Raw genomic sequence first — 26216 nt, 5'->3', positions numbered from 1 at the left:
AAAGAGGGAGATGCTATGAAACGCCAACTGTTTGCTACTATGATCGTTGCCAGCTTACTGCTGGCCGCCTGCGGCGGGGGAGCCGCCACCGAACTCCCGCCCGATCAACTCACCGGCTCTCTGACCGTCCTCGATTGGGCCGGATACGACGCCCCCGACTTTTGGGTGGACTTCCAGACCACCTACCCCAAAGTCACCGTCAACTTTGAGATCGGCGCTTCGGACGCCGACATTTACACCAAGATGAAGGCCGGAGATCAGGCTGATGTCTTCCACCCTTACACGGGCTGGTTGCAGTTCTACGTGGACGAGGGCCTGGTCGAAGAGATAGACACCTCCAAACTTTCCAACTGGAGCAAAGTGCCGGACAGCTTCAAGAAGATCGGCCAGATCAACGGCAAACAATATTTTTTGCCCTGGGATTGGGGCTTCACCTCCATCCTCTATCGCACCGACAAAATTCCCGAAGGCATCAACTCGTGGTCGGCCCTGCTGGATCCAAAATTTGAAGGCCACATTTCCATGTGGGATGACGGCCCCGGCGCAGTCACCATCTCATCCTACATTCACGGCTACGATGAAACCAACATCACGCCTTCACAGCTTGCCTTAATCAAAGAGGAATGGACACAGCAACGCGACTCGAATCTGTTTTACTGGGCCGGCGAGCCGGAGCTGGTGGATGGGATGGCTAACGGCGATGTGTGGGTGGCCTACGCCTGGCAGGGCGCGTATGCCACCTTGCTCGGCCAGGGTGTGCCGGTTGCTTACGCCAATCCCAAAGAGGGCCGCAACTCGTGGGTGGGCGTGTACGGCATCCGCAAAGGCACAGCCAACATAGACCTGGCGCTGAAGTTTTTGGACGACAAACTGGCGACGCTAACCGGCAACAACGTCGTCAACCTGTTTTACTACGGTCATTCGAATCAAGACGTGATGAACGGCATCACCGACGAGACGCTCAAGCAGGCGTTCTCGATCGGCGACCCGGCCATCCTCGACAAGACCAACTTCACCCCTAACCTCACCGCCGAACAGCGCGACGCCTGGACGGCGATGTGGGCGGAAGTGAAGGCCGCACCCTGACCCCATCCCCGCCCGAAGGGAGTCCCCTCCCCTGTTTGCCCTCTTTGCAAACGGGGAGGGCTAGGGTGGGGGCCAACTGCCATGCTCGACCGCCGCGCCACCTTTTGGGCGCTCTACCTGCCGCCACTGCTCTGGCTGGGCGCGTTCTTCGTCGTCCCGCTGGCGCTCATGGCCGCCTTCAGCACCCGCGCCGAGTCGGGCGGCGACTTACTGCGGCTTTGGACGCCGACTTTCAAGCAATACTTCGATCTGTTTACTAGCGGCGCTTACTGGGGGCTACTGCGGATCTCGGCTCTCATGGCGCTGGCAATCGCGATCATGGCGACGACCCTGGCTTATCCCATCGCCTACTTTCTCGCCTTCCGCGCCGGACGCAGGGCCGGATTCTATCTGGTGCTTCTGCTCGTCCCGTTCTGGACCAGCTACCTCCTGCGCGTCATGGCCCTAAAGATCATGCTCGGCTCGAACGGCGTCGTCAACTCCTTTCTCACTTACACCGGCCTCATCGCCGAGCCGCTCACCATTCTGCTCTACAACCGTTTTGCCGTCGTCATCACCTTGATCTACGTTTGGATACCGTTCGCGGCCCTGCCCATCCTGGCCGCGCTTCAGCGCATTGACCTTTCACTCTTCGAAGCCGCCGCCGATTTGGGAGCGAGGCCGTTCTGGCAATTCTGGCGAGTAACGTTGCCTCTCAGTCTGCCGGGCGTGCTGGCGGCGTTCTTCATGGTCTTCATCCCAACCGTCGGCGAGTACGTCACGCCCCTGCTCGTGGGCGGCAGTCAGGGCTTCATGTACGGCAACATCATCCAGGACTTCTTCACCAAAGCCGCCAACTGGCCGCTCGGCTCGGCCCTCTCGATGATCATGCTCGTCAGCACCCTGGTCATGGTCGCCATCGCCTTGCGCCTTGTGGATTTGCGAAAGTTGATTGAGTAGGGGCGGCCCCTTGTGGCCGCCCAGGGCAGGTACAAGGCCTGCCTCTACAACTGGTTCAATGAAAACCCGCTCACCTGTCATCACCGGCTACTACTGGGGCCTTATCACCCTGCTCTACCTGCCCATTGCCATCCTGTTCTTGTTCTCGATCAACGCCAACACCACCCTCTCGTTCCCGCTCAGAGGACTCACCCTCGACTGGTATCAAAAACTGCTTCAATCGGATGCTGTCTTGCGCTCGGCCCGCAACAGCCTGATAGTGGCCGCCGGGAGCAGTTCAGCCGCCACCATGTTGGGCGTCATGGTCGCCCTGCTCGCCACCCGTTACCAGTTTCGTTTCAAAGGTCTGCTCATCGGCCTGGCCGTCCTGCCCCTCATCGTGCCGCTCGTCGTGATGGGCGTGGCCCTGTTGTTGCTGTTCAGCGCCTTACACATTGATCGCTCGCTGTGGACGGTTGGCGTCGCCCACACCGTCGTCGCCCTGCCCTACACTCTGCTCATCATCGTCGCCCGGCTGGCCGGGTTCGACGCCAATTTAGAAGAGGCGGCGATGGATTTGGGAGCGGACTACCCGACGACTCTGCGCCGCGTTGTGCTGCCCATCATCGCCCCGGCGATGGTTTCCGCGTGGCTCACCGCCTTCACCGTCTCATTTGACGAATTTGCGCTCGCGCTCTTCCTTGCCGGAACCGAGCCGACTTTCCCCGTCTATCTCTTCAGCCAACTGCGCTTTGCCAACCGTCTGCCGATCATGATCGCCCTGGCCGTGCTGTTGATGATCGGCACGCTGACGCTGGTGTTTGTGGCTGAAAGGATCAGGCGGGCAGAATAAGAATCTCACCGCAAAGGCGCAAAGGGCGCAAAGAAAGACAAGGGAGTCCTCCTTTGCGATCTTGGCGGCTTTGCGGTTCAAAAATATGGAAACTCAACTTGCCCTCCTCATCTGGCCCGACTACATCAACCCCAAAACGCTTGCGCAGTTTGAGAAAGAGTTTGGAGTTAGAGCGATATTGGAAATCGTGCCGAGCGCAGTGGAACTTGTAGAACGGATGAGGGCAGGCCCCGCGCCCGACGTGCTGGTTCCGCCCGATTACGCCGTGCGCGAGCTGAACGCCGAAGGCCGCTTGATGGCGCTCGAACACTCGCAACTTCCCAACTTGCCTTATCTCGAACCACGCTTCCGCGCCGGGCGCGCCCACGACCCCGATTGCCGGGTGAGCATCGTCAAAGACTGGGGCACAACCGGCTTCATGTATCGCTCTGACGTGGTTTCTGAGTCGCCGCAGTCGTGGGCCGACTTCTGGAGTTTAGCGGAGAAGTATTCAGGGCGAGTGACGGTGCTCGACTCGCCGGGCGAAGTGATCGGCGCGGCGCTCAAGATGCGCGGCCACTCGTACAATGCGACCGGCGCCGAAGCTCTGGCGCAAGCGCGGGCCGACCTGCTCAAACTCAAGCAACACTTGCTCGCCTTCGACACCAATTACCGGCCACTGCTTGCCTCAGGCGTTGCCTGCCTCGCGCTGGGCTGGAACGGCGACGCGGCGGCTCTCAACGCACAGGGCGTGCCGGTGCATTACGTCGTGCCCTCCGAAGGCTCGCAAATTTGGGAAGACGATTGGGCCATTGCCGCCAACGCCTCTCACCCTGAAACCGCTCACGCTTTCCTCAACTTCGTTTTGCGCCCCGACGTGGCCGCGCAAGAGGCCCGTTACACCGGCTATGCCACCGGCAACAGCGCCACACTCCTGATGCTCGACGAGGCCGCGCGCAACAATCCGTCCATCTACCCGCCCGCCGAAGTTTTGCAGAAGTTGGAATCGGGCATGCCGCTGGATGACGGCGGCAATCAGCGACGCGAATTGTTGTGGAAAGAAGTGCGGAGCTAAGCCCGGATTTGTGGTAAAACAAACAAGATTTGCCACCCACATCTCGAAAGGATAATTTCATGCTCCGCATCGAATCGCTTCTCTCGGCCCGGTTGTTTATCGCCCCTCAACGAGTGGGCGACCGCCTCTATTTCCTCAGCAACCTCAGCGGCAGGCTGAGTTTGTACGTCATGGACGCCCGTGAAGGCGGCTCGACGCCCGAACCGCTCCTGCCGCCCGACATCGCCGTGCAGAACCCGCATCTGATGAACGGCCACACCTTCTTCGTCTTCGCCAGGTTGGGCAAGATTTTGCTGATGCTCGATCGCGACGGCGACGAGAATTATCAGCCGATGGTCATCCCCTTGAGTGGCGGCTACCCCGAACCGGCCTTCGGAGATCGCTTCAACAATTATCGTGTTCACTGCCTGCACTGTGATCCGGATCGCAACATCATCTATCTCAACGCCGAATCGCGCAGTGAGGCCATGATTGAAGCGCATCAGGCGAATCTCGAAACCGGCGATGTGCTAAAGCTTGGTCAGAGCAAGTGGGGGGCGTTCGTCTCCGGCTACAACGGCGACCACACGCAAGCCATTCTTGGCGACGGCTACACCATCGGCGACGTCGTCCTCTATCGCTGGACGAAGGAGAGCGGCGAGATGAAGTTGTTATACGGCACGCCGCTCGAACAGCGAGCCGAGGGCCAGACTGTCCCGCTCACCTCGTTTGGCCGCGCTTATTTCGTCAACGGGGATCGCGGCCTGCTTCTCACCACCTCACTCTTCAGCGACAACTACAGTTTGGGCTATCTCGACCTTGACGACCCGAAAGAAGTTAAGCCGGTCGCCATCTCCGGCATCCGCCACAGCGGCCTGGGCGAGTTGACAGACTGCCACCATCTCAACGGCAGTCGCTACAACGTCGAATACAATATTGACGGCTGTTCGTGGTTGTACGAAGGCGTATTTGACGAGGTGAAGCTGGAGATGAAACTTGAGTCCGTCATCTGCGGCGAAGGCGCGATTGCCAACGGCGTGCTGGAGCATGCCGACTACGAAGAAGCCGGCGGCGCTTACGCGATCTCATATTCAACCGCCACCTCACCCACTCAGATTTACACCGTCAAAAACGGCGCGGTCACTTTGCACACCCGCGAGCGCGTGCTAGGCATCTCCGCCGAGTGGCTCGCGCCCGGCGAAGACGCCTCGTTCACTTCACATGACAGCCTGCGCGTCTCGGCCCGCCTCTACTTGCCCGCGCCCGCGCTCAAGTTCGAGGGGCAACGCCCGCTCGTCTACTACGTTCACGGCGGCCCGCAGAGTCAGGAGCGCCCGGACTTTGCCTGGTTCTCCATGCCGCTCATCCAGTTTCTCACCCTGAACGGTTTCGCCGTCTTCGTCCCCAACGCGCGCGGCAGCACCGGCTACGGCCTGAGCTACACCAAGCACGTTGACCATGATTGGGGCGGGCAGGATCGGCTTGATCACGTTCATGCGATGACAAAGATTCTACCGAACGACAAGCGCGTTGACGTGAAACGCGCCGCAGTAGTTGGCCGGTCTTACGGCGGCTACATGACTCTCACTCTCGCCGCCCGCCACCCCGAACTGTGGTCAGCCGCCGTGGATATGTTTGGCCCCTACGACCTCTTCACCTTCGTAGATCGCCTGCCCGAAACGTGGAAGCCGTACTTTCACATTGCCATTGGCCACCCGGAGAAAGACCGCGATCATCTGGTGGAGCGCTCGCCGCGCACCCACATCGAAAACATCGCCTGCCCGCTGCTGGTCATTCAAGGCAAGAACGATCCGCGCGTCGTCGAGCGCGAGTCGCGGGACGTGGTAGAACAACTGCAAGCCAAAGGCAAGACCGTCGAATACCTGATGTTCGAAGACGAAGGCCACGACGTGCTCAAATACGATAATCGCGTGCGGTGCTACAACGGCATCACCGACTTCTTCAGGAAGTATCTCAAACCGTGAACTATTACTAGTGAACAGTCAACAGTGAACAGTGAACAGTGAGCGGCAACAACTGTTCACTGTTCACTAACCACTGTTCACTGCCCAACATGCCTCTCAAAGAACTTCCCTTCTGGTGGGACACCGCCAACTTTCCCCCCGCCGACCCGGCCCTTCCCGCCGGCCAAGTGGATGTGGCCGTGATCGGCAGTGGGTTCACCGGGCTGGCCGCTGCCCGAATGTTAGCCAAGCGTGGCGCAACGGTGGCCGTGCTCGAAGCCGAGACGATTGGCTGGGGCGCAAGCTCGCGCAACGCCGGCATGACCCTCACCGGCCTCAAAGTTGGCGCGAGTGCATCGTTCGCCAAATACGGACGCGACCTCACCCGCCGCATGTTTGCCGCCTCGGTTGCCTCCATTGACTGCGTCGAGCAAATCGTCAAAGAGGAAGCGATTGACTGCAACTTCGCGCGCTCCGGCCATCTCGAAGTGGCCTGCAAGCCGGCCCACTTTGCCGATTTTATTCACTCCGCCGAAGTGATGGCGAAGGAATTTAATCATCAAGTGCGGCTGATTGAAAAGAACGAACTGCAAAGCGAGATCGGGGCGGACATTTATCACGGCGGGCTGGTGGATGAAGTGAGCGCCGGCCTGAACCCGGCCCGTTACGTGGCCGGGTTAGCCGCCTCTGCTAAAAAAGCGGGAGCGACTCTCCATGACCAGGCGCGAGTCGAAAGAGTGGAACGGGACGGAGCCGCGTTCCGGCTGAACACGAGTCGGGGAACCCTGAGCGCAAAAAATGTTTTTGTCGCCACCAGCGGCTACACCGGCCCGGCCACGCCATCCCTGCAAAAGAAAATCATCCCCATCGGCTCCTACATCATCGTCACCGAACCGCTCTCTGAGGAATTAGCGCGCAGCGTCAGCCCGCGCAACCGGATGATCTTCGACTCGAAAAACTTTCTCTACTACTATCGCCTCACGCCCGACAAGCGGATGCTGTTCGGCGGGCGAGCGGCCTTCTTCCCAGAGTCGACCAGCACTGTGCGCGAGAGCGCCGAAATTTTGCGGCGCGGCATGTCCGACGTGTATCCGCAGTTGCGCGAAGCTAAAGTGGAATATGTGTGGGGCGGCACGCTCGACTTTGCCTTTGATATGATGCCGCACGCCGGAAAGCTAGACGGTGTGTTTTATGCGCTTGGCTACGCCGGGCACGGGGTGGCGATGGCGACTTACCTGGGCACGAAGATGGCCGAGACGATTTGCGGCGACAATGTGGACAACCCTTTCGCCGAACTGCCCTTCCCCGGCGCGCCGCTCGGCCTGTACGATGGCCGGCCCTGGTTCCTGCCCTTCGCCGGGGCGTGGTATAGGTTTTTGGATTGGGTGAGTTGAGGGGAGTCAGTCGGGCAGACCCAGCTTGCCCCGAATGAAGGCGCGGACGCGGGTGGCGTCGGCTACCAGGCGGTCGTTTCTTTCATAGAGTATCCGGCCTTTCGTCACAACCTCTTTGATGAAAGAGTCGCCGATGGCGATTCGATGCTCGGTGTCTGCCGGGGTCTGCACCAGCACATCGAGACCAAACGACCTCAAGGGTAGCTCGTTCAGAATATCTATCGCCGCCTCAATCACGTTTTTGTCGGTCTCCATCACCACCAGCAAATCCACGTCACTGCCGCGCCGGGGAGCGCCGTAAGCGTACGACCCGAAAAGGATGATTTTGTCCGGGTTGAACTTTTCGGCGATCCGGTCAACGATTTCCTGGATGGCCGACATGGGGACCGTCGCCTGCTCAAGGCGGGCCGACTCCCACCGCTGGTACTCGTCGTACTTCAACACCACGGCCAGCTTCTCGCCGTTTCGTTCGAGGACGATGGGCGTGGTTGCGCTTTCAATATCGGCCCATTTCACCCTCACCGCCTCAGCCGCAGGCTTTTTGGGCGCGCGCCTGGCCCGATAAGGCGCCTGGACTTCTTTGACCCGGGAGCGTTTTGTTGGCATGGACGAATTATACTGTGCGGGCGCAGGCGGGCAAGCCGCTGTATACTTCGTTCGCTGGACTGCCCTTCGCCGGCGCGTGGTATAGGTTTTTGGATTGGGTGGGATGATGATCCTGACGCGTGGGTCAGCATATTGCCCCAAACGACGATGGATTGTTGGCGTTGCATTCATCATGATGTTGCTGACAGCCTGCACGGGAACTCCTGCAACTTCGACAACCCCAGCCCCAACAGATACTTCCACAAAGCTCAACGTCAACCCGCTGGCAGGCACTCGCTGGAGGCTGGTTTCATTGGACGGACAGACGCCAATGGAAGGAACGACGATAACACTTGCGTTTGAGGAAGGGATTCTAACGGGATCGGCGGGCTGTAATACCTACGGCGGCGGCCCTGATAGCGGCCCGTATTTAGCCACGACTGACGGCAGGCTTACGATTACCCAGACTGCGTTCACATTAATGGCATGTCTTGAACCCGAAGGGATAATGGAGCAGGAGACCGCCTATATCGAGGCGCTACAACAGGCGGCAACTTATCGGATCATAAACGGTCATCTCGAAATCTTTGACTAGACTGGTGAAGCCAGGCTTGTGTTTGAAAGCGAACACTGAAGCAACAGCTTCACGAGTCAAGGCCCACCTATGACAGCAACTTCCAGAACCCGCCAAACCGTGCATCCCGCCTGCCGCGATTTTGTGGCCGTGGTCGAAGAACTTTTGGAGCGCCGCCGGCGTGAGGCGGCGCAATCCGATCACCCTCGCCCATCCTGGCGGCAGGATGATTGGGGGCCGCGTACCTGGACACGCACCGAATTCGAGGACATGGTCTATGGCAGTTACAAGCCCATGCGCCAGGGACGCGTCACGCGTCCCCCGCGCCGCGAAATCGTAATGGACATCGCCGATTACCTGAATTGCTCGCTCGAAGAGCGTAACCGTTTATTACTTGCCGCCCGTGCAACGCCAATCACACCTTATCTTACAGGCACAAAACTTGAGGAAGCCTTGGAAGCCGCCATAGGTGTCGTCCAAAACCTGCCCCTGCCCGCCATCATCATTAACCGCGACTGGCATATTCATTACATCAATCAGCATACGCTTACTCTCAACGGTGTTACGCACGAAGATGTCACTGCCATTCCTCCGCCTCAACTAAACATCCTGCATCTCTTGTTCGACCCTGCCCTTCCGCTTCAACCGCATCTCATCCAAAGCCGCGAGTCGTGGACCCGCATGGCGCGCCAAACCATTTACGGATTCAAAATGGCAAACCTGCTCTGCCAGTTTGAGCCGTGGTATCAGGATCTAATCAACCAACTCATGGATTTGCCTGAGTTTGAAAATCACTGGCGCACGGTCCGAGTGGATGCGGCTTTTGAATCCGATCCCAGCGCCCAGACTCAACCCATCTCCGCGATTGTCGAGGTTGCCGTGTCCTCCGCACGGCCTCAGCCAAAACGCGCCCGCTTACGCCCGCTGTTGATCTCTGTCGGCTACTTCCAATTCGACTTCCCGCAAATCGTGGCGTTCCTGCCTGCCGACGATGAAAGCCGCTTCATTCTGCGGGAAATCGGAATCCCGGTTCCTGACACATTCCCCTCGCCCTAACAACCTCCTCGGCAGGACATTTTGTCCTTTGCGCGGATGCTAGAATGAATTTGTACTTTGCGTGCAAGGATTCTCTTTGTTTGCCTATATCAAATCCATTTGGAGGTAGAAAGAAATGAAACACGAAACTGGAGATTTTCAAAGCGTAGACGGTTTGCGTTTGCGAGAGCAAAGTTGGTTGCCCGACGGCGCGCCGAAAGCGGCTGTCATCTTGCATCATGGGCTGTGGGATTATTCCGATTATTACGCCCCCTTCGCCGAAGAATTAACCAAACACAATTTTGCAGTTTACGCATTCGACATTCGCGGACACGGAAACTCAGGCGGCGACCGATATTTCATCAAATCATTCGATGAATATATCTCAGACCTGGATGTATTCCGCAAACGTGTACAACAGCGCGCCAACGGCAAGCCCGTCTTTTTGTTCGGGCACAGTTTGGGCGGATTGATCTCAACGACATACGTGCTCGCGAATCCGAAGAATGATCTGCGCGGCGTCATCATCAGTGGCGCAGGCCTGAAGGAGGGACATGATGTGACGCCGTTGCTCAAAAAGATTGTCCCCATTCTCGGCTCCATCGCGCCTAAATTGCCCTCTTACAAACCTGATTTCAACTTCGGTTCGCGCGACAAAAGCGTGATAGAGAGAAAACTAAAAGACCCGCTCATTGACCATAAAGGACTGCCCGCGCACGCGGGTGCGGAAGGCTTGCGGGCCATTGCGAATGCCCAGGCCAACATGGAAAAATTTTCCGCACCCGTGTTGATCATGCACGGCATGGAGGATCATTGGACAAACTCGGAGGGCAGTCAGCAATTGGCAAAACGGGCCTCCTCCACAGACAAAACATTGAAAATGTACGACGGCTTTTATCATGAACTCCTGACTGATACTAATAAAGCCGTAGTCTGGAACGATATCATCGTGTGGATGGATGCGCGGCTATAAATTCAAGGAGCTGCATCAATGTCCAACCCTGCTCGTTCCATTACGGTCTTCGGCATTTATCTTGCCATCGCTGGCTTATCGTTTTTCCTCGTCCCCAACATGGTTTTGCTACCGTTGGGTTTCCCCACCACGACCGAAGTGTGGATTCGGTTGACGGGTCTCCTAACTGCGATCCTCGGCATGTACTTCCTGTACAGCGTGCGCTATGATGACCGTCACTTCTTCCGCGCAACGATCTTCGCCCGCCTGATCTTCTTCACAGGTGTCACCACGATTGTCATCCTGAGACTAGGGAGTCCATTGCTGATTGTTTTTGGTTTGGTAGATCTGGCAGGCGCGGGATGGACCTGGTTTGCCTTGCGAACTCAATAAGGCATTTGTAGAGCGCAACCACTTCATCATCGGCCAACAAGGCTGGGAAGAAGTGGCCGATTATGTCCTTTCGTGGTTAAATAGCAAGGGAATATAAATATCTGGGTTATGCAGTTGCCAAAACTTCCGCCGCAAATGTAGAGACGACCGGTGAGGTCGTCTCTTTTTGTTTTACGGATTCGGCTCGTCGGGCGGCGGCTCGGAGTAAGTGCCTTCGATGACGTTCGAGTCGTCGTCAGCGGGTTTTGTCTCTCGCTGTGAGTCCACTTTCCAGCCGTCGGTCTCGCCCCGGAGGGCGCGCATGTGTTCTTCGACAGCGTTCTGCGGGCATAGGCTGACGAAGGTGCTGAGACCAATGAAGATCACGGCCAGGTCGTCAAGTTGCCCCAGGATCGGTATCACATCGGTCACAATATCGAACGGCATAACAAGATAAGCCAGTGAGCCGACGGGCAAAGCCTTAAGCCAGAGCGGCACGCGCGGGTCGCGCATGAGCAACCATACCAGCCGCGCCTGCAAAATAAGATTGCGAAAGAAGTTCATGTTGCTATCGTAAAGGGTCGGGCGTTTATCGTTGGACATGGGTCACCTCAATATCTGTGAGCTATGCTCCCTCTGGATTTGGCAATCCAGCGGCGGACGCGAAGCGGGAAATCCGCCGCGAGCTTTCGGGTGCCTTGATTATACAATCAGTTTCAACCCCCAGAACACTGCTAGGCCGACGAGGATCGTCAGCAGGGCGTTGCGGGTGCGCCAGGCCACAATTGCGGCTACGATTCCGGCCAGCAGGCGCTCATTCTGCCACGAGATGTTGATCGGTTCGCCACCGGGGCGCAACAGTTCGGGCAGGATGATGGCCGAGAGCACGGCCGGCGGCACGTACCGCAACGCCCGCCGCACCCAGTCCGGCATTTCGATCCGGCCCCAGGCCAGGATGAACGACAGCCGCGTCAGAAAAGTGACGAGGCCCATTACAAGTATCGTCAGCCAGAGTTGAAGAGGGGTCATCAGAGAATTAACCGCGAAGCCGCGAAGCGCGCAAAGTTTTATTTGGTTTCTTCGCGCTCTTGGCGTCTTCGCGGTGAAAAGGATGCGAGACGTTCGGCGATCAGCCCGGTGAGGATGCCCGCCAGCGCGGCGGCCATCAGGCCGAGCTTGTAGGGCCAGTCATAAGCCGCCACTGCGACAAGGGCGGCCACGACTGCCGCCAACACCGAAGGCCGGTCGGCCAGCGCCGGGATGACGATAGCGATGAACGTGATCGCCAGCGTAAAGTCGAGTCCCCAGCTTTCCGGCACTTGCGCGCCGAAGAATACGCCGACGGCGGTTGAGAGTTGCCACGTTCCCCACAGCGCCAGCGCCGTGCCAAGATAATAATAGTGTCCGCCATTGCCTCCAGCCGGGTTGCGATAGCGCACAATGGCAACCGCATAGGCTTCGTCGGTCAGCAGATAAGCGATCAGCAACTTCCAGCGCCCCGGCAGGTGGGCAACGTGAGGCGCAATGGAGGCCGAGTACAGCGCGTGCCGCAGGTTGACGACGAAGGTGGTCAGCACGATGACCAGGAAGGGTGTGCCAGCCGCAAACAGAGTCGTGGCGATGAACTGGCTGGAGCCGGCAAAGACGATTGACGACATGGCTTGAGCCATCGAAACCGGCAGGCCGGCGCCGACGGCCAGCACGCCGTAGATCATACCGAACGGCGCAACGCCAAGCAGGATGGGAAGCTGGGCGCGAAAGCCGGAGAGGAATTCTGAACGGGGCATGAGGGCGTAGTGCGTATTGCGTATCGCGCGGACGCGAAATTTACGCACTACGCAATATTTCATTCAGCCAGCAAGTATTCGGCAATCAACTTCGCCGTGTTCAACAGCGACTCTTTGTGGGTGCGCTCGTAGTTGTGCGAGGCGTCTACACCGGGGCCGACGAGGCCGACTTTGACATCGCCGCCGGCCCGCCAGTAGGCCTCGCCGTCCGAGCCGTAGAAGGGATAAATGTCAGTCTTGTAGGGAATGTTGGCCGCCTTTGCCAGTTGGACGAGTTTGCGGTTCATGTCAATATGATACGGCCCGCCGGAGTCTTTCACGCAGATGCAGGCGCTGAATTCGTCGGAGGCCTGGCCAAGGCCGACGGCGGCCATGTCAACGGTGAGCAGTTCCACCAGGTCTGACGGGAAACCGGCGGCGGCCCCGTGGCCGACTTCTTCGTAGTTGCTGATGTGAATCGTGGCGCGTTGCGCCGGTTTCAATCCGGCATCATGGATGGCCTTCATCGCGCCGAGGATGCAAGCGACGGCGGCTTTATCGTCCAGGTGGCGCGAGCGGATGAAGCCCGCCTCGCTCACTTCGACTCGCGGGTCGAAGGCCACGAAATCGCCCACTTCGATTCCAAGAGCGCGAGTCTCGGCGGCGCTGGCGGTGCGTTCGTCGAGCCGCACTTCCATCGTGTCGTCGTCACGTTTCGTGTCGCCAACTTCTCCGCCGTGAATGTGGGACGAGGCTTTGTAGAGCAAAAGCGACCCACGCAAACGGCGGCCACCACTTGAAAAAACGATGCACCCTTCTCCTTCCACCGTGTTCCAGTGGAAGCCGCCAATTTTAGTCAGCTTGAGTCGCCCGTTGGGCTTGATGTCTTTGACCATCGCCCCCAGCGTGTCCACGTGAGCAGTGAGGGCGCGAGGGGCAGAGTCGGCGTGCCCGGCCCAGGCGGCGACCAGCGCGCCTTTGTTGATCACTTTCTGCTGAACCGGAAACGCTTTGAGGGCTTCGGCAGTGTAGGCGATGGCTTCCCCGGCCATTCCGGTGGGGCTGGGAATGTTGAGCAGGCCGATAAGAAGCTTCTCAATGTAATTCGGGTCAAAGTTAAGAGAGTGCGACAAGGCAATGCCTCCTGTAGAAAGGATAAGGGTCAGGTTGCTGAGTATTAAGTGACAGAACTCATAGTTGTCAGCCGTTTGATCTCTTGATTCTTCTTGCGTCAACTGAGTTTGCGAGTGAGAACAGAGTCAATGCTTCCAATGTGAATTGGGGAATTCTATCTCACCTGTCCTAGTTTTGGGGAGGTAGTTTTCCGTAAGCGACAGAAATAATAGATCGAGTTCCCAACTGACCACGTAGCGCGAGAACCAGTCCAGCACGGCCACAGATATAGCCAGCCGCCGCGGAGCCGGATATAGAGCCTGTCCTGAGCTTGCCGAAGGATAATATCGATCCCCCAGGCGTGATTGGGGTCGGTCACGGTGAGGTGGCGCAATAAATGACGAAAACACGGCTTGCCCAGATTCACCCGGGCAAGCCGTGTTCTTTTTTCCCCATCTTGACCCCCCGCCGCTAAAAGCGTATTATCCCCGCTCAAATGATTCTAGTAACGGGGGCCACAGGGTTTGTGGGCCGGGCGCTCTTGCCGCGTCTGGTCGAGGGCGGGGCGGAGGTGCGGTGCCTCATTCGCCCGTCCAAGATCAGCCCGCGCCTGCCCAAAGGCATCCCCCTGCAAATCGCCATCTCCAACATTTCCGATTTTCGCGGGGTGCGGGCGGCGATGGTGGGCGTGGACACCGTTATTCACCTGGCCAGCGCCGAGTGGTGGGGCGGACGCGGCAACCTGGAAAAGGTGGATGTGGAGGGGACGCAAAAGGTTTTAGAGGCGGCCAAAGAGGCCGGGGTGGGCCGGCTCGTCTACCTCTCCCATCTCGGCGCAGAAAAAGCGTCGGCCTTCGAAGTCCACCGAGTCAAAGGCCGCATCGAGGAGATGATCCGCGCCAGCGGCATTCCCTACACTATCATTCGCACGGCCCTGCTTTATGGCGAAGAAGACATTTTCATCAACGGCCTGGCCATGGCTTTGGCGACCCTGCCCAGCGTCTTCCTGATGCCAGCCAATGGCAAGGTGCTTCTGCAACCGCTGTGGGTCGAAGACCTGGTCACCTGCATCGAGTGGAGCCTCGACGACCTGACCACCCTCAACCAGACTCTCTCGCTCGGCGGCCCCGAATTTCTTTCCTTTGAACAGATCGTCAAAACCGTCATGAGCGCCACCCGCATGTCACGCAGTCTGGTGCGGGTGGGCGCTCCCTACTTGCGTTGGGGCGCGCGCCTGCTCGAAACATTTTTACCGCGCTCGCCGCTCACCATCCGCTGGCTCGACTATCTGGCCGTCAACCGCATCTGTGAATTGGTGAGCGTGCCGCGCCACTTCGGACTCAAGCCGGCCCGCTTCGAGCAGACGATTGACTACATGGCCGCCCGCAACTGGGGCGCAGAAATGCGCCGCTTTGTTTGGGGAAGATGATAAATTTATCAGGGTCTCCCGGCTTGAACGGGAAATAGGACGCAGACGCAAAGCGCGCGGATAAACGCAGATTTTATTTTTTATCAGCGAAAATCAGCGCGCAAAGCGTCTGCGTCCAAAATGTCTTTTCACGCCAAACCCGGTAGAGCCATTTATCATTTATCGTTCGTCATTTATCATTCGTCATTCGTCATTTCCTGTTTGTCCATCATCAAGCTCTATGATTAACATTCGCTTCATCGAAACCATCGCCGAGTGCCGCGCTGTCGAAGAGCTTCAGCGGCAGGTGTGGCAGGGCGACGATCTGGAAGTTGTGCCGCTCCACATGCTCATCACTGTTGCCCACAACGGCGGCGTGTTGCTGGGCGCGTGGGACGGCGACCAACTCATCGGCTTTGTCTTCGGCTTCCTCGGCGCCGACGAAGGCGAAGCGCACCGGCCGGCCATGACTCGCCTCAAGCACTGCTCGCACATGATGGGCATCCTGCCCGGCTATCGTGACCAGGGCCTCGGCTACAAACTCAAGCTGGCCCAGCGCGACGCGGTGCTAAAGGAAGGCATCCGTCTCATCACTTGGACGTTTGATCCGCTCGAAAGCCGCAACGCTAACTTGAACATCGCCCGCCTCGGCGCGGTCTGCAAGACCTACAAACGCGAAGTGTACGGCGACATGGCCGACGTGCTCAACATCGGCCTGCCCTCGGATCGCTTTCAAGTGAATTGGTGGATCACCTCCCAGCGGGTCAAGCAACGACTCAGCGGCGACCGCGCCCGGCTCACTTATCAAGCCTTTGCCTCTGCCGGGACGCCCATCGTCAATCCCACTCGCCCCAACCGTGACGGCCTCCCGGTCATGATCGAGAACATCACCGAGCCGCTTGGCGCGCTCGGCCTGGTCGAAATCCCCGCCAACTTTCAAGCCGTCAAATCCGCCGACAACGGTCTGGCCCGTGAGTGGAAGGCTCGCCTGCGCTCAATTTTCGAATCTGCCTTTGAAGCCGGTTACATCGTCACCGACTTCATTTACGAAATCATTGATGGCCGCCAGCGCGCCTTCTACGTTCTCTCTCAGGGCGAGGCGCGCTTGAGCGGCGAGAGTTGACTCCCCTCCCTTGTTCGCGCTCTTTGCGAACGGGGGAGGGGTTGGGGGTGAGGGCCGAGCCGCAAACGTTCCTCCAACATCTCCCGGCGTACAATTCGCCCATGCTTCGCCTCCTCATTGCCTCACCCTTCCCGGCCATGCGCGCCGGGCTTCGCGCGCTTCTCAACTCGCCCGACTTTTACATCATCGGTGAAGCAGCAGACAACGATCAAGTGTTGGACTCGGCTGAACTGACCGCCCCGCAAGCCCTCATTTATGATTTGGCTTTGGATGCCGACGACACCCTGAACACGTTGTGGCAGTTGCGGCGGACTCTGCCGGGGGTGTTGGTTCTGGCCCTCAGCGACTCGCCCGCCGACCCGCGCACCATGCGCGCCCTGCAAGCCGGGGCGCGAGGTTGCCTGCCCAAAACCGTCAACGCCGAGGAACTCACCGCCGCCGTTCGCCAGGTTGCCGACGGCGAACTCGTTCTGCCGCCCACCGCAACGACGGCTCTTTTGCAACAACTTCGCGGCGACGATACACCCGCCGAGACGCTCACCACCCGCGAACTGCAAGTTTTACAAGCCGTGGCCTTCGGCCAGACCAACAAAGCCATTGCCATGAAACTTGGCATCAGCGATCACACCGTCAAGTTTCACCTCGCTTCGGCGATGAGCAAGCTGGGAGCCGCCTCGCGCGCCGAAGCAGTGGCCGTGGCGATGAGGCGGGGCCTGCTTTCACTCTAACGGGCCTACCCATTTGGACGGGGCAATCTTGGCCGGGTGGCGGAGGCCGGGCGAGGATATAGAGTGCTAAAGTGTCAAAGTGTCAGGCGGCGATTATTGATGACCAGACTACCTGACAACTTGACTTAGGAGACCAATATGGCAAACGCACTTCAAGCATATTCAGATGAAATGGCCGCCGCGATTGAGAAGGCGGCAAAATCGGTGGTGACCATTGACGCTCGCAATCACGTTCCGGCCTCCGGCATCGTGTGGAGCGCCGACGGCGAGATCATCACCGCCGACCACATCGTTCAACGCGATGAAAACATCAACGTCACTTTGCCCGACGGCTCGACTCGTACTGCCACCATTCTGGGCCGCGACCCGGCCAGCGACCTGGCTTTGCTGAAAGTAGACGCAAGCGGACTCGCGCCAGCCGAGTGGGCCGACAAGGTGAAAGTGGGCAACCTGGTCTTTGCCGTCGGTCGGCCCGACGAGGTGATGGCAACATTAGGCGTCGTCAGCGCGGTTGGCGGCCCGGTGCATGGGCGGCGGCGACATATCGAAGCCTACATTCAAACCGACGTGCTGATGTATCCCGGCTTCTCCGGCGGGCCGCTGGTGGACGCCAGCGGGCGCGTGGCCGGACTCAACAGCAGCGCTCTGGGCCGGGATGCGAGTCTGGCTCTGCCGCTGGCGGCGGTGAAACCGGTGGTCGAGTCGCTCAAGACTCACGGCCAGGTCAAGCGCGGCTTCCTGGGCGTTCACACTCAACCCGTGCGCCTCGACTCGGCGCTGGCCGAGAAGCTCAAGCAGGAGACCGGCCTGATGGTGATCGGCACCGAGGCCGACGGCCCGGCGGCGAAGGCCGGCTTGCTTCAGGGCGATGTGCTGGTGAGTTTGGGCGAGGTGGCGCTGGTTGATATTCGCGATCTTCAAGCGGCGCTCGGCCCGGGCACGGTGGGCAAGGCGCTCAAGGCCAAGTTGATTCGTGGCGGCGAGGTGAAGGAAGTGGCCGTCACGGTGGGTGAACGACCGTCTGAGTCAAAATAACCTCTGACATCGTCAAACGATAAACGTCAAACGACAAGCGCGAGAGGGTATCTCGTCTGTCGTTTGACGTTTTAATCACGCCGCTATGCTAAAATCACGACACCTTATATTTTCGGAGACTCTATGACTTCCATTCGCGAGCACAGCTCCCTACGGGTCGAACAAATCGAACTTCGCCACATTTCAATGCCGCTGGTCGCGCCGTTTGAAACGTCGTTTGGCGTGGAAAAGGAGCGTGAGGGGATCATTGTGACTCTGCGCGGCGGCGGGCTGACCGGCTGGGGCGAAGTGGTGGCCTCACGCGAGCCGGGTTATTCTGCCGAAACGGCCCAGACCGAGTGGCACATCCTGCACGACTTTATTATTCCGAACGTGCTTGGCAAAGAATTCGCCGATGTTGAAACGCTGGAAAAATTATATGACGGCGTGCGCGGCCACCCGATGGCCAAGGCCGGGATTCAGGCGGCGCTCTACGATTTGCTGGCGCAGGCGCAAGGCGTGTCACTGCAAAAAATGCTGGGCGGGCGCGGAGACAGGGTGCGGGTCGGGGTGTCGGTTGGTATTCAGCCCAGCGCCGAGGCGCTCGTCGAACGAGTCCGGGCTTACCTGGCTGACGGCTACACCCGGATCAAAATGAAGATCAAGCCGGGCCGCGACGTGGCCGACGCGAAAGCCGTCCGCAAAGCCTTCCCCGACATTCTTCTGCAGGTAGACGCCAACTCGGCCTACACGCTCGACGATGCCAAGACGATCAAAGCCATGGACGATTTGAATCTCCTGCTCATCGAACAGCCGCTCTCGGAAGATGATATTTTTGATCACGCCAAGCTTCAGCAACAATTGAAGACGGCGCTCTGTTTAGATGAGAGCATTCTCAGCGCCCGCCACGCGCGCTGGGCGCGCGAACTTGGCGCGTGCCGCATCATCAACATCAAGCCGGGCCGGGTGGGAGGCTTGCGCGAAGCGATTCGCATTCACGACTATTGCGCCGAACATGATATTCCGGTTTGGTGCGGCGGCATGTTGGAGACGGGCATTGGCCGGGCGGCCAACGTGGCCCTGGCCTCTCTGCCCAACTTCAAACTGCCCGGCGACATCTCAGCCTCGGCCCGCTACTGGAAAGAGGACATCGTCGAGCCGGAGTTCACCCTCAATGCTGACGGCACGTTGAGCGTGCCGACCGGCCCCGGCCTGGGGGTGATGGTTCGCGAAGACTTGTTGGAGCGATTGACTATAAAGAAGGAAGTCTATCGCGAAACACAGAAGCGGGGCATGGCCTTTCCGGGACTTCAAGCGCGGCAAGAGAATTGAAAAATTTTGCTTATTGACACTTCCCTGTCGTTTCCATATAATCCAGTTTCGCTATCCACTCATTCGACATAAGCGACCTCCCAACCTCTTTCACCAAGAGGTCGTCTTTTGTTTTGCCAGGCCACAGGAGAGTACCGAATGGCGTCTTTGATTGACCGAACCTCTTACGCCCGCATCACCGACACTTACAACCTTCCATCTCTTATCGAAGTCCAGCTTGAATCGTTTGAATGGTTCAAGACCGAAGGGCTGGGCCAGCTCTTCGACGAGATCACCCCGGTTGAGTCATTCAACAAGGGGATGAAGTTGTTCTTCCCCAGCCGCGCCCCGGAATCGAAAGAGTGGGGGCTGAAATACTGGTTTGAAGATCCCAAGTACGATCCTGACGAATGCCTGGATCGTGACATGACTTATGCCGCGCCGCTATACGTCAAGGTGTTGTTGGCCGGGCCGGAAGTGTCGGAGCCGATCACGTCCGACATCTTCCTCGGCGACTTCCCTCTGATGACCGAGAACGGCACCTTCATTATTAACGGCACCGAGCGCGTCGTGGTCTCCCAGCTCATCCGCTCGCCGGGCGTTTATTTTGAAGCCGAAGAAGATCGAGCTACTGGCCGGCGGCTGGCCGCGGCCAAACTCATCCCGGATCGCGGCGCGTGGATGGAGTTCGAGACTCGCAAGAGCGACTATATCACCGTCAAGTTCAACCGCAAGCGCACCGTGCCGGTGACCATGCTCTTCCGCGCCCTGGCGGCGGTGGACGACGGCCTCGGCGTGGAAACGCCGATCAAGAAAGGCATGGAAGATGAAATCCTGGCCCTGTTCGCCGGGGTGGACACCAACCCGGATCGCCAGTACATCGCCGCCACCCTGCGCCAGGAGCCGACCTGGGAGATGAAAGAGAAGCGGCCCATCGCCCAGGAAGCCATGATCGAGTTCTACAAGCGCATGCGGCCCGGCGACCCGCCCACGCTCGACAACGCTCGCGAGTATCTCGAACAGCAATTGTTCGATCAGCGGCGCTACGACCTGGAGCGGGTGGGCCGCTACAAGCTCAACCAGAAACTCCAGCTTTCCGAGATCATTCCGCTCGCGCATCGCACGATCACCAAACATGATCTGATCGCCCTGATCACCCGGATGATCCAGATCAACAACGGCCTCGAGAACCCGGACGACATTGACCACCTGGGCAACCGCCGGGTGAAAACGGTCGGCGAACTGATCCAGGCCAAGCTTCGCATCGGCCTGCGCCGCACCGAGCGCATCATTCGCGAGCGCATGTCCATTCGGGAGCAGGGGGCGGCCTCCCCGGTGACGTTGATCAACATTCGCCCGGTGGTGGCCGCCATCCGCGAGTTCTTCGGCTCGTCGCAGTTGTCGCAGTTCATGGATCAAACCAACCCACTGGCCGAGCTTCGCCACAAGCGCACCTTGTCGGCCCTGGGGCCGGGCGGCCTCCGCCGCGAGCGCGCCGGCTTCGACGTGCGCGACGTTCACCATTCGCACTACGGGCGCATCTGCCCGATTGAAACGCCCGAAGGCCCTAACATCGGCCTCATCGGTCGTTTGGCCTCGTATGCCAAAGTCAACCCATTTGGTTTCATTGAGACGCCATACCGCAAGGTTTACAAGGCTTTGCCTGCCAGCGACAAGCGGTTGATCGGGCGGCACTTGCGCGAGGATGTGGCTCACCCGAAGACGGGCGAAGTGCTCGCGAAAAAGGGTGATGAGATCACCAAGGACCTGGCAAAGCAAATTGCCAAACTTGGTGAAGCCGATGTCGCCCTTGTTCCTTACGTGTCTGAAGACGTGCTCTATCTGTCAGCCGATGTGGAAGACCGCTACATTATTGCTCAGGCTAACGCGCCGCTCAACGAGTTCAACGAGTTTGTGCGCACTCGCGCCTCGAGCCGCTCCCATTCCAAGTTCATCTTTGCGCCGCCGGAACAGATTGATTACATGGACGTTGCCCCGTGCCAGATCGTGGGCATTAGCGCCGCCCTCATTCCCTTCCTGGAGCACGACGACGCCAACCGCGCCCTGATGGGTTCCAACATGCAGGCTCAGGCCGTGCCCCTCCTGCGGCCCGAAGTCGCCACCGTCTCCACCGGCATGGAGCGCCACGCGGCCCTGGACTCGGGGCAGGTGGTGCAGGCCGACGAGGACGGCGAAGTGGTGAGCGTCACCGGCAAGGAAGTGGTGGTGCAGACCGGCAGTAAGAAGAAGGCCTACCGCCTGCGCAAGTATCAACGCTCGAACCAGAGCACCTGCATTGATCAACATCCGGTGGTGACCAAAGGCCAGCGGGTGAAGAAGGGCCAGGTCATCGCCGACTCGTCGTCAACCGTCAACGGCGAGATCGCCCTCGGCCAGAACGTGCTGGTGGCCTTCATGTCCTGGGAAGGCGGCAATTACGAAGACGCGATCCTGATCTCGGAGCGGGTGGTGCGCGACGACCTGTTCACTTCGGTTCACATTGAGAAGCACGAAGTAGAGGCCCGCGACACCAAGCTCGGCCCGGAGGAAATCACTTACGACATTCCGAACGTGGGCGAGGACGCGCTGAAGGATTTGGACGAGCACGGCATTGTCCGCATCGGGGCCGACGTTGGCCCGAACGACATTCTGGTGGGCAAGATCACGCCCAAAGGCGAGAAGGAACTCTCGCCGGAAGAGAAATTGCTGCGGGCGATCTTTGGCGAGAAGGCCCGCGAGGTGAAGGACTCGTCACTGCGCCTGCCGCACGGCGAGAAGGGCAAGGTGGTGGACGTGCGGGTGTTCACCCGCGACGAGCACCGCGACCTGCCGGCCGGGGTGGAGAAGATGGTGCTGGTGTCGGTGGCCCAGCGCCGCAAGCTGACCGAGGGCGACAAGATGGCCGGACGCCACGGGAACAAAGGCGTGGTTTCCCAGATCGTGCCGGTTGAAAACATGCCCTACATGGAAGACGGCACACCCGTTGACATCATCCTCAACCCGCTCGGCGTTCCGGGCCGTATGAACATCGGCCAGATTCTTGAGACCCATTTGGGTTACGCGGCGGAGCGGCTCGGCTTCCGGGCAGTGACGCCGGTGTTTGACGGGGCGAACGAAATTGAGATTGAGGCCGAGCTGGCCCGCGCCTGGTTGATTGACCGGGCCTGGCAGGACGTGACGGAAGTGGCCTGGGATTGGCTGCTTGATCAGGCCATTGACCCCGAAACAATCGAGTCGGAAGATGAAGCGCGGCGGTTGTACCTGGAGAGCTGGCTGGGCAAGAAGTATGAAGCCGAACTGCTGGCGACGCATGAAGTGTACGCCCGCCGGGCGGCGCTGGCCGAGTGGTTGCGCGAAAAAAGTTATGACCCGGAGGCAATCCTGGTCTTCGATAATCATTTGCGAGGCCCGGCCCGGGCCGAGGCCGATGCCGGCGTCATTGACGCCTGCCTGCGGGTGTGGCTGGCCGACCACGATGTGAAGGCCGACACGCATCGCGTTCGCCGCGAGGCTTTGCGGGCCAAGGCCGAAGAGGTCATGAAGTCAAGCGAAGAGCCGCTTCCGATATTGGGCAAAATGAGTCTCTTCGACGGCAAATCGGGCCAGAAGTTTGATCAGCCGGTGACGGTCGGTATCATCCACATGCTCAAGCTGGCCCATCTGGTCGAAGACAAGGTTCACGCCCGCTCCACCGGCCCGTACTCGCTGGTGACCCAACAGCCGCTGGGCGGCAAGGCCCAGTTCGGCGGGCAACGCTTCGGCGAAATGGAAGTGTGGGCGCTCGAAGCCTACGGCGCGGCTTACACTTTGCAGGAGATGCTCACCGTGAAGTCGGACGATGTGCAAGGGCGCGTCAAGACTTACGAATCCATTGTGAAGGGCGAAGAGATTGAGGAGCCGGGCATCCCGGCCTCGTTCCGGGTGCTGGTGAAGGAACTGCAGAGCCTGGGCCTGGCGGTGGAGGCGGTGACCGACGTCGGCGATCCGATCAGGTTCGGCAAGGACGAGGAGAAACAGCGCACGCCGAGGCTGGGCCGGACGGGGTTGACGGGGCTGATGGAAGAGTAAGCGTGATGTGAAATTGAGGTTTGGGCAGAGGCCCTCGAAGTTCTGTAAGAGACTTCGAGGGCCTTTTTGTTTGCCAATGTTTATGCGAGCCAGGCATATTAAGTCACGAAGTGTACCGTGACATTGTCACTGAATATAGGCGAATGTCACGATTTAGCAAAAACGCTTGCCTTGCCCTGCGTCTTTGTCGTACGATGGCGCGTGCATGTAGCTAATTTGAGGACGGTGTTATTGAAACGCCGCTGTGTGGGTCGTTGCCACGAATGAGCCGGATTCACAGGCGCATCAGGTGACGCAAAACGCGGATGCCCATTATCCGATTTGGACGAGCGGAAAGTGATGAGTTATGGTCAAACGATTGCTCCTTCTCCTTCTTGTCTTTCTCCTAACAGCCTGCCAGGGCAGTAGTGTAGCCATGCTCGCGCCTACGCCAACTACTGAGCCGCCCACAGCTACACTCGCGCCGACCGATAATACGCCAAAACCAACAGCCACGCCCGAACCAACTGAGATTCTGACGCCGACCGCAACCTCTACGCCAGTCGAAAGGTTAGTCTATCCTGAAGGGTTGTCCGCAGTTTTTGTCAATAGTGATGGGAGCAATAAAGAAAAGCTTGAGTTACTTTCACCCGATTCGGTGCCTGCCGACACAGCCGTTCAGAACTTACAACCCTCACCCGACGGAAGATACTTGGCCTTTGGGGCGGTAACAGGGTTTTATCAACCAGGCACATATTACAGTGCGATGCATATTATGGATTTGCAAACCAAGTCTGCGATTGCGGCGACAAAAAATGGGGAGTGGAACGAGCTAGGCGGCGGCGCGTCATGGTCTCCTGATAGTCGTAAGATGGTGTTTTTTAGTAACGCGATCTGGGATAACGATATTGGGCAACTGGAATACCTGACTTCGTATGGCGATACGCGGAAACATCCTCTATACCCGGTTTGGTCGCCGAGCGGAGAGTATATAGCTTTTGCATGTTTTGAGAGCGAGTTCTCTTTCCCAATGAGCAGTTTAGGAGAGAGTCATGGTGAACTGTGTCTTATTCGCCCCGATGACACAGAAGTGCAAACATTGGTTGAGCACATATATTTGCCAGACTCGCGGCCTCCCAATGCTTTTTCTTGGTCACCCGACGGTCGCTGGATTGCTTATCTCGCAGGAGACACTATGCCTGATATCGCCATCGTCAATATCGAAACGAGAGAAACACGAATATTGGCATCCAGCCCGGCAAAGGATACCAATCCCGACTGGTCACCAGATGGAACACGAATAGCTTTTGCTAGCAATCGAAACGGCAAAGATGAAGTCTTTGTTGTTGGGTTAGATGGTAGGAACCTGACCAGTCTGACGCCGAATTCTGAATTTGATAATTTCAACCCAGTTTGGTCTCCTTCTGGAAACCATATTGCTTTTACATCTTTTGATCCAGGAACATCAGTCCACATGCTCACAACAATAACAACAGATGGAACCGTTTCAACACAAATCGGTTTCTCTGGAGCACGCCCGGTGTGGACGAGCGGAAAGTGATGAGTTATGGTCAAACGATTGCTCCTTCTCCTTCTTGCCTTTCTGCTAACAGCCTGCCAGGGCAGTAGTGTGGCCACGCTCGCGCCTACGCCAACTACTGAGCCGCCCACAGCTACACTCGCGCCGACCGATATGCCAAAACCAACAGCCACGTCAGAACCAACTGAGATTCCAACGCTGGCCGCAACCTCTACGCCAGCCGAAAGGTTAGTGTATCCCGAAGGGTTATCTGCGGTTTTTGTCAACAGCGACGGGAGCAATGAAGAGAAAATTGAACTCTTTTCGCCCGACTCGATACCGGCTGATACAGTGCTCGATATCCGACCCTCACCCGACGGGAGATACTTGGCCTTTGGAGCGGTAACAGGGTTTTATCAACCAGGTACGTATTACAGTGCAATGCACATTATGGACCTTCAGACCAAGTCTGTAAATCTGGTAACCAATACTTGGAACCAACTTGGCGGTGGCGCATCATGGTCTCCTGATAGTCGCAGATTGGTGCTTTCTAATAATCGGATTGTTGTCTGGGATAACAATGCAAACCAACTTGAGCATTTGACTTCATACGGAGATGTGCAAATGCACCATCTATATTCGGTCTGGTCACCTGATGGGAAATATATTGTTTTCGCCTGCTTTGAGAGCGAACGCTCATTTCCAGACCCATCTACTAATAATCATGGCAAACTCTGCATCATGCATCCAGATGGCACTAATCTGAAAGTGCTCGTTGATCAGGCGCTCTTATTGGGGGGAAGTCAGTGGGATATACTTGATACTGAGTATAACGTTTTCGCTTGGTCACCAGATAGTCAGTGGATAGCCTATATGGTAGGCGATGTTGAGCCTGATATAGCGATTGTTAATATTGAAACTGGCGAGACACGCATGTTGGTGTCCGGCCCCGGCAGAGATGTTAATCCAGATTGGTCGCCAGATGGTTCTCGTATAGTCTTTTCTAGCAACCGAAACAGCAAGTACGAAATTTTTACAGTTGGGGCGAATGGGGAAGGTTTGGCCAATCTCACGCCTGATTCCGAAGCTGACAATCTTAGTCCGTTTTGGTCTCCAACTGGCAATCATATTGCTTGGCTGTCTGTAACTATTACAACATTGCCATCGCAGACAGATATAACCTCATTAGGCGTGGTGATGAATCCTGATGGCTCAGGAAAGATGGATGTTGGCGCATCTGTACGCCCCTTAGTTTGGATACGCAGTCAAACGCCATAGCTTGACTCTCGTTTCGAGCAAATTTAAGTTGTCAAAACCGAATTATCAGCCAACGAAGTGTAGATCGCAGGCGACAAACGCAAGCACGACAAGATCGTTTCCAATAATGATGGCAGAGGCGCGAGATACTTGGAGACGTTCCC

General features: G+C 58.0%; 23 protein-coding genes. 18 read left to right on the top strand and 5 right to left on the bottom strand.

Translation table 11 applies throughout. The features are described from left to right. Window positions 1-15: 15 nt before the first annotated feature. The 6 genes from HYZ49_15175 (at window position 16) to HYZ49_15150 (ending at window position 7248) form a co-directional block, all read left to right on the top strand. Window positions 16-1086, top strand: coding sequence for an extracellular solute-binding protein (locus tag HYZ49_15175; protein MBI3243624.1), 1071 nt, complete (start codon window positions 16-18; stop codon window positions 1084-1086). Between the two features lie 168 nt (window positions 1087-1254). Then, window positions 1255-2025, top strand: coding sequence for an ABC transporter permease (locus tag HYZ49_15170; protein ID MBI3243623.1), 771 nt, complete (start codon window positions 1255-1257; stop codon window positions 2023-2025). A gap of 58 nt (window positions 2026-2083) precedes the next feature. Further along, on the top strand, window positions 2084-2857 hold the full coding sequence (locus HYZ49_15165; protein MBI3243622.1) for an ABC transporter permease: 774 nt from the start codon (window positions 2084-2086) through the stop codon (window positions 2855-2857). Between the two features lie 85 nt (window positions 2858-2942). Continuing rightward, complete coding sequence (locus HYZ49_15160) at window positions 2943-3911, top strand: spermidine/putrescine ABC transporter substrate-binding protein (protein ID MBI3243621.1); 969 nt, start codon at window positions 2943-2945, stop codon at window positions 3909-3911. A 59-nt stretch (window positions 3912-3970) separates the two neighbouring features. Then, window positions 3971-5875, top strand: coding sequence for a S9 family peptidase (locus HYZ49_15155; GenBank protein ID MBI3243620.1), 1905 nt, complete (start codon window positions 3971-3973; stop codon window positions 5873-5875). 89 nt (window positions 5876-5964) lie between these two features. After that, entirely contained in the window at window positions 5965-7248 is a 1284-nt protein-coding gene (locus HYZ49_15150; protein ID MBI3243619.1) for an FAD-binding oxidoreductase, read from the top strand. Between the two features lie 6 nt (window positions 7249-7254). Here HYZ49_15150 and HYZ49_15145 read toward each other — a convergent pair whose 3' ends face one another. Next, window positions 7255-7854: a nucleotidyltransferase domain-containing protein gene (locus HYZ49_15145; GenBank protein MBI3243618.1), complete on the bottom strand. Its 600-nt coding sequence runs from the start codon at window positions 7852-7854 to the stop codon at window positions 7255-7257. Window positions 7855-7957: 103 nt separating this feature from the next. Here HYZ49_15145 and HYZ49_15140 point away from each other — a divergent pair, with 103 nt between their 5' ends. From HYZ49_15140 to HYZ49_15125, 4 genes are all read left to right on the top strand, one after another. Further along, window positions 7958-8428, top strand: a complete 471-nt coding sequence (locus tag HYZ49_15140) for an META domain-containing protein (protein MBI3243617.1) — start codon at window positions 7958-7960, stop codon at window positions 8426-8428. 69 nt (window positions 8429-8497) lie between these two features. Continuing rightward, window positions 8498-9463, top strand: coding sequence for a hypothetical protein (locus tag HYZ49_15135; GenBank protein ID MBI3243616.1), 966 nt, complete (start codon window positions 8498-8500; stop codon window positions 9461-9463). Window positions 9464-9578: 115 nt separating this feature from the next. Beyond that, a complete protein-coding gene (locus HYZ49_15130) occupies window positions 9579-10415 on the top strand; it encodes a lysophospholipase (protein MBI3243615.1) in 837 nt (278 codons plus the stop codon). Window positions 10416-10433: 18 nt separating this feature from the next. Next, window positions 10434-10787, top strand: coding sequence for a hypothetical protein (locus HYZ49_15125; protein ID MBI3243614.1), 354 nt, complete (start codon window positions 10434-10436; stop codon window positions 10785-10787). Window positions 10788-10958: 171 nt separating this feature from the next. On the opposite strand, the gene HYZ49_15120 is transcribed toward HYZ49_15125, so the two are convergent. The 4 genes from HYZ49_15120 to HYZ49_15105 all read right to left on the bottom strand — a co-directional run bounded on the left by HYZ49_15120 (window position 10959) and on the right by HYZ49_15105 (window position 13584). Continuing rightward, window positions 10959-11369 (bottom strand): DUF1232 domain-containing protein, encoded by a 411-nt coding sequence (locus tag HYZ49_15120; GenBank protein ID MBI3243613.1) that lies wholly within the window; start codon window positions 11367-11369, stop codon window positions 10959-10961. Window positions 11370-11468: 99 nt separating this feature from the next. After that, window positions 11469-11795, bottom strand: coding sequence for an AzlD domain-containing protein (locus HYZ49_15115; protein MBI3243612.1), 327 nt, complete (start codon window positions 11793-11795; stop codon window positions 11469-11471). Window positions 11796-11833: 38 nt separating this feature from the next. After that, the gene (locus HYZ49_15110) at window positions 11834-12553 is read right to left on the bottom strand and encodes an AzlC family ABC transporter permease (GenBank protein ID MBI3243611.1); all 720 of its coding nucleotides are present in this window, start codon (window positions 12551-12553) and stop codon (window positions 11834-11836) included. 59 nt (window positions 12554-12612) lie between these two features. After that, complete coding sequence (locus HYZ49_15105) at window positions 12613-13584, bottom strand: M42 family metallopeptidase (protein ID MBI3243610.1); 972 nt, start codon at window positions 13582-13584, stop codon at window positions 12613-12615. 557 nt (window positions 13585-14141) lie between these two features. Here HYZ49_15105 and HYZ49_15100 point away from each other — a divergent pair. From HYZ49_15100 to HYZ49_15065, 8 genes are all read left to right on the top strand, one after another. Further along, complete coding sequence (locus HYZ49_15100; protein MBI3243609.1) at window positions 14142-15074, top strand: NAD(P)H-binding protein; 933 nt, start codon at window positions 14142-14144, stop codon at window positions 15072-15074. Window positions 15075-15294: 220 nt separating this feature from the next. Beyond that, entirely contained in the window at window positions 15295-16176 is an 882-nt protein-coding gene (locus tag HYZ49_15095) for a hypothetical protein (GenBank protein ID MBI3243608.1), read from the top strand. A 101-nt stretch (window positions 16177-16277) separates the two neighbouring features. Further along, a complete protein-coding gene (locus HYZ49_15090) occupies window positions 16278-16904 on the top strand; it encodes a response regulator transcription factor (GenBank protein ID MBI3243607.1) in 627 nt (208 codons plus the stop codon). A gap of 138 nt (window positions 16905-17042) precedes the next feature. Further along, the gene (locus HYZ49_15085) at window positions 17043-17939 is read left to right on the top strand and encodes a trypsin-like peptidase domain-containing protein (GenBank protein ID MBI3243606.1); all 897 of its coding nucleotides are present in this window, start codon (window positions 17043-17045) and stop codon (window positions 17937-17939) included. A gap of 123 nt (window positions 17940-18062) precedes the next feature. Further along, window positions 18063-19250 (top strand): o-succinylbenzoate synthase, encoded by a 1188-nt coding sequence (gene menC, locus HYZ49_15080; GenBank protein MBI3243605.1) that lies wholly within the window; start codon window positions 18063-18065, stop codon window positions 19248-19250. Between the two features lie 138 nt (window positions 19251-19388). Further along, window positions 19389-23297 carry a DNA-directed RNA polymerase subunit beta gene (locus tag HYZ49_15075; GenBank protein MBI3243604.1) on the top strand — a complete coding sequence of 1303 codons (3909 nt, stop codon included), beginning with the start codon at window positions 19389-19391 and terminating at the stop codon, window positions 23295-23297. Between the two features lie 346 nt (window positions 23298-23643). Continuing rightward, window positions 23644-24837, top strand: a complete 1194-nt coding sequence (locus tag HYZ49_15070; GenBank protein ID MBI3243603.1) for a TolB family protein — start codon at window positions 23644-23646, stop codon at window positions 24835-24837. A 132-nt stretch (window positions 24838-24969) separates the two neighbouring features. Then, entirely contained in the window at window positions 24970-26073 is a 1104-nt protein-coding gene (locus HYZ49_15065; protein ID MBI3243602.1) for a PD40 domain-containing protein, read from the top strand. The last annotated feature ends 143 nt before the right edge of the window (window positions 26074-26216 follow it).

Source organism: Chloroflexota bacterium, from assembly GCA_016197225.1.
Classification (GTDB): Bacteria; Chloroflexota; Anaerolineae; order Anaerolineales; family VGOW01; genus VGOW01.
This window is presented reverse-complemented; position numbering and strand designations above follow the sequence as displayed.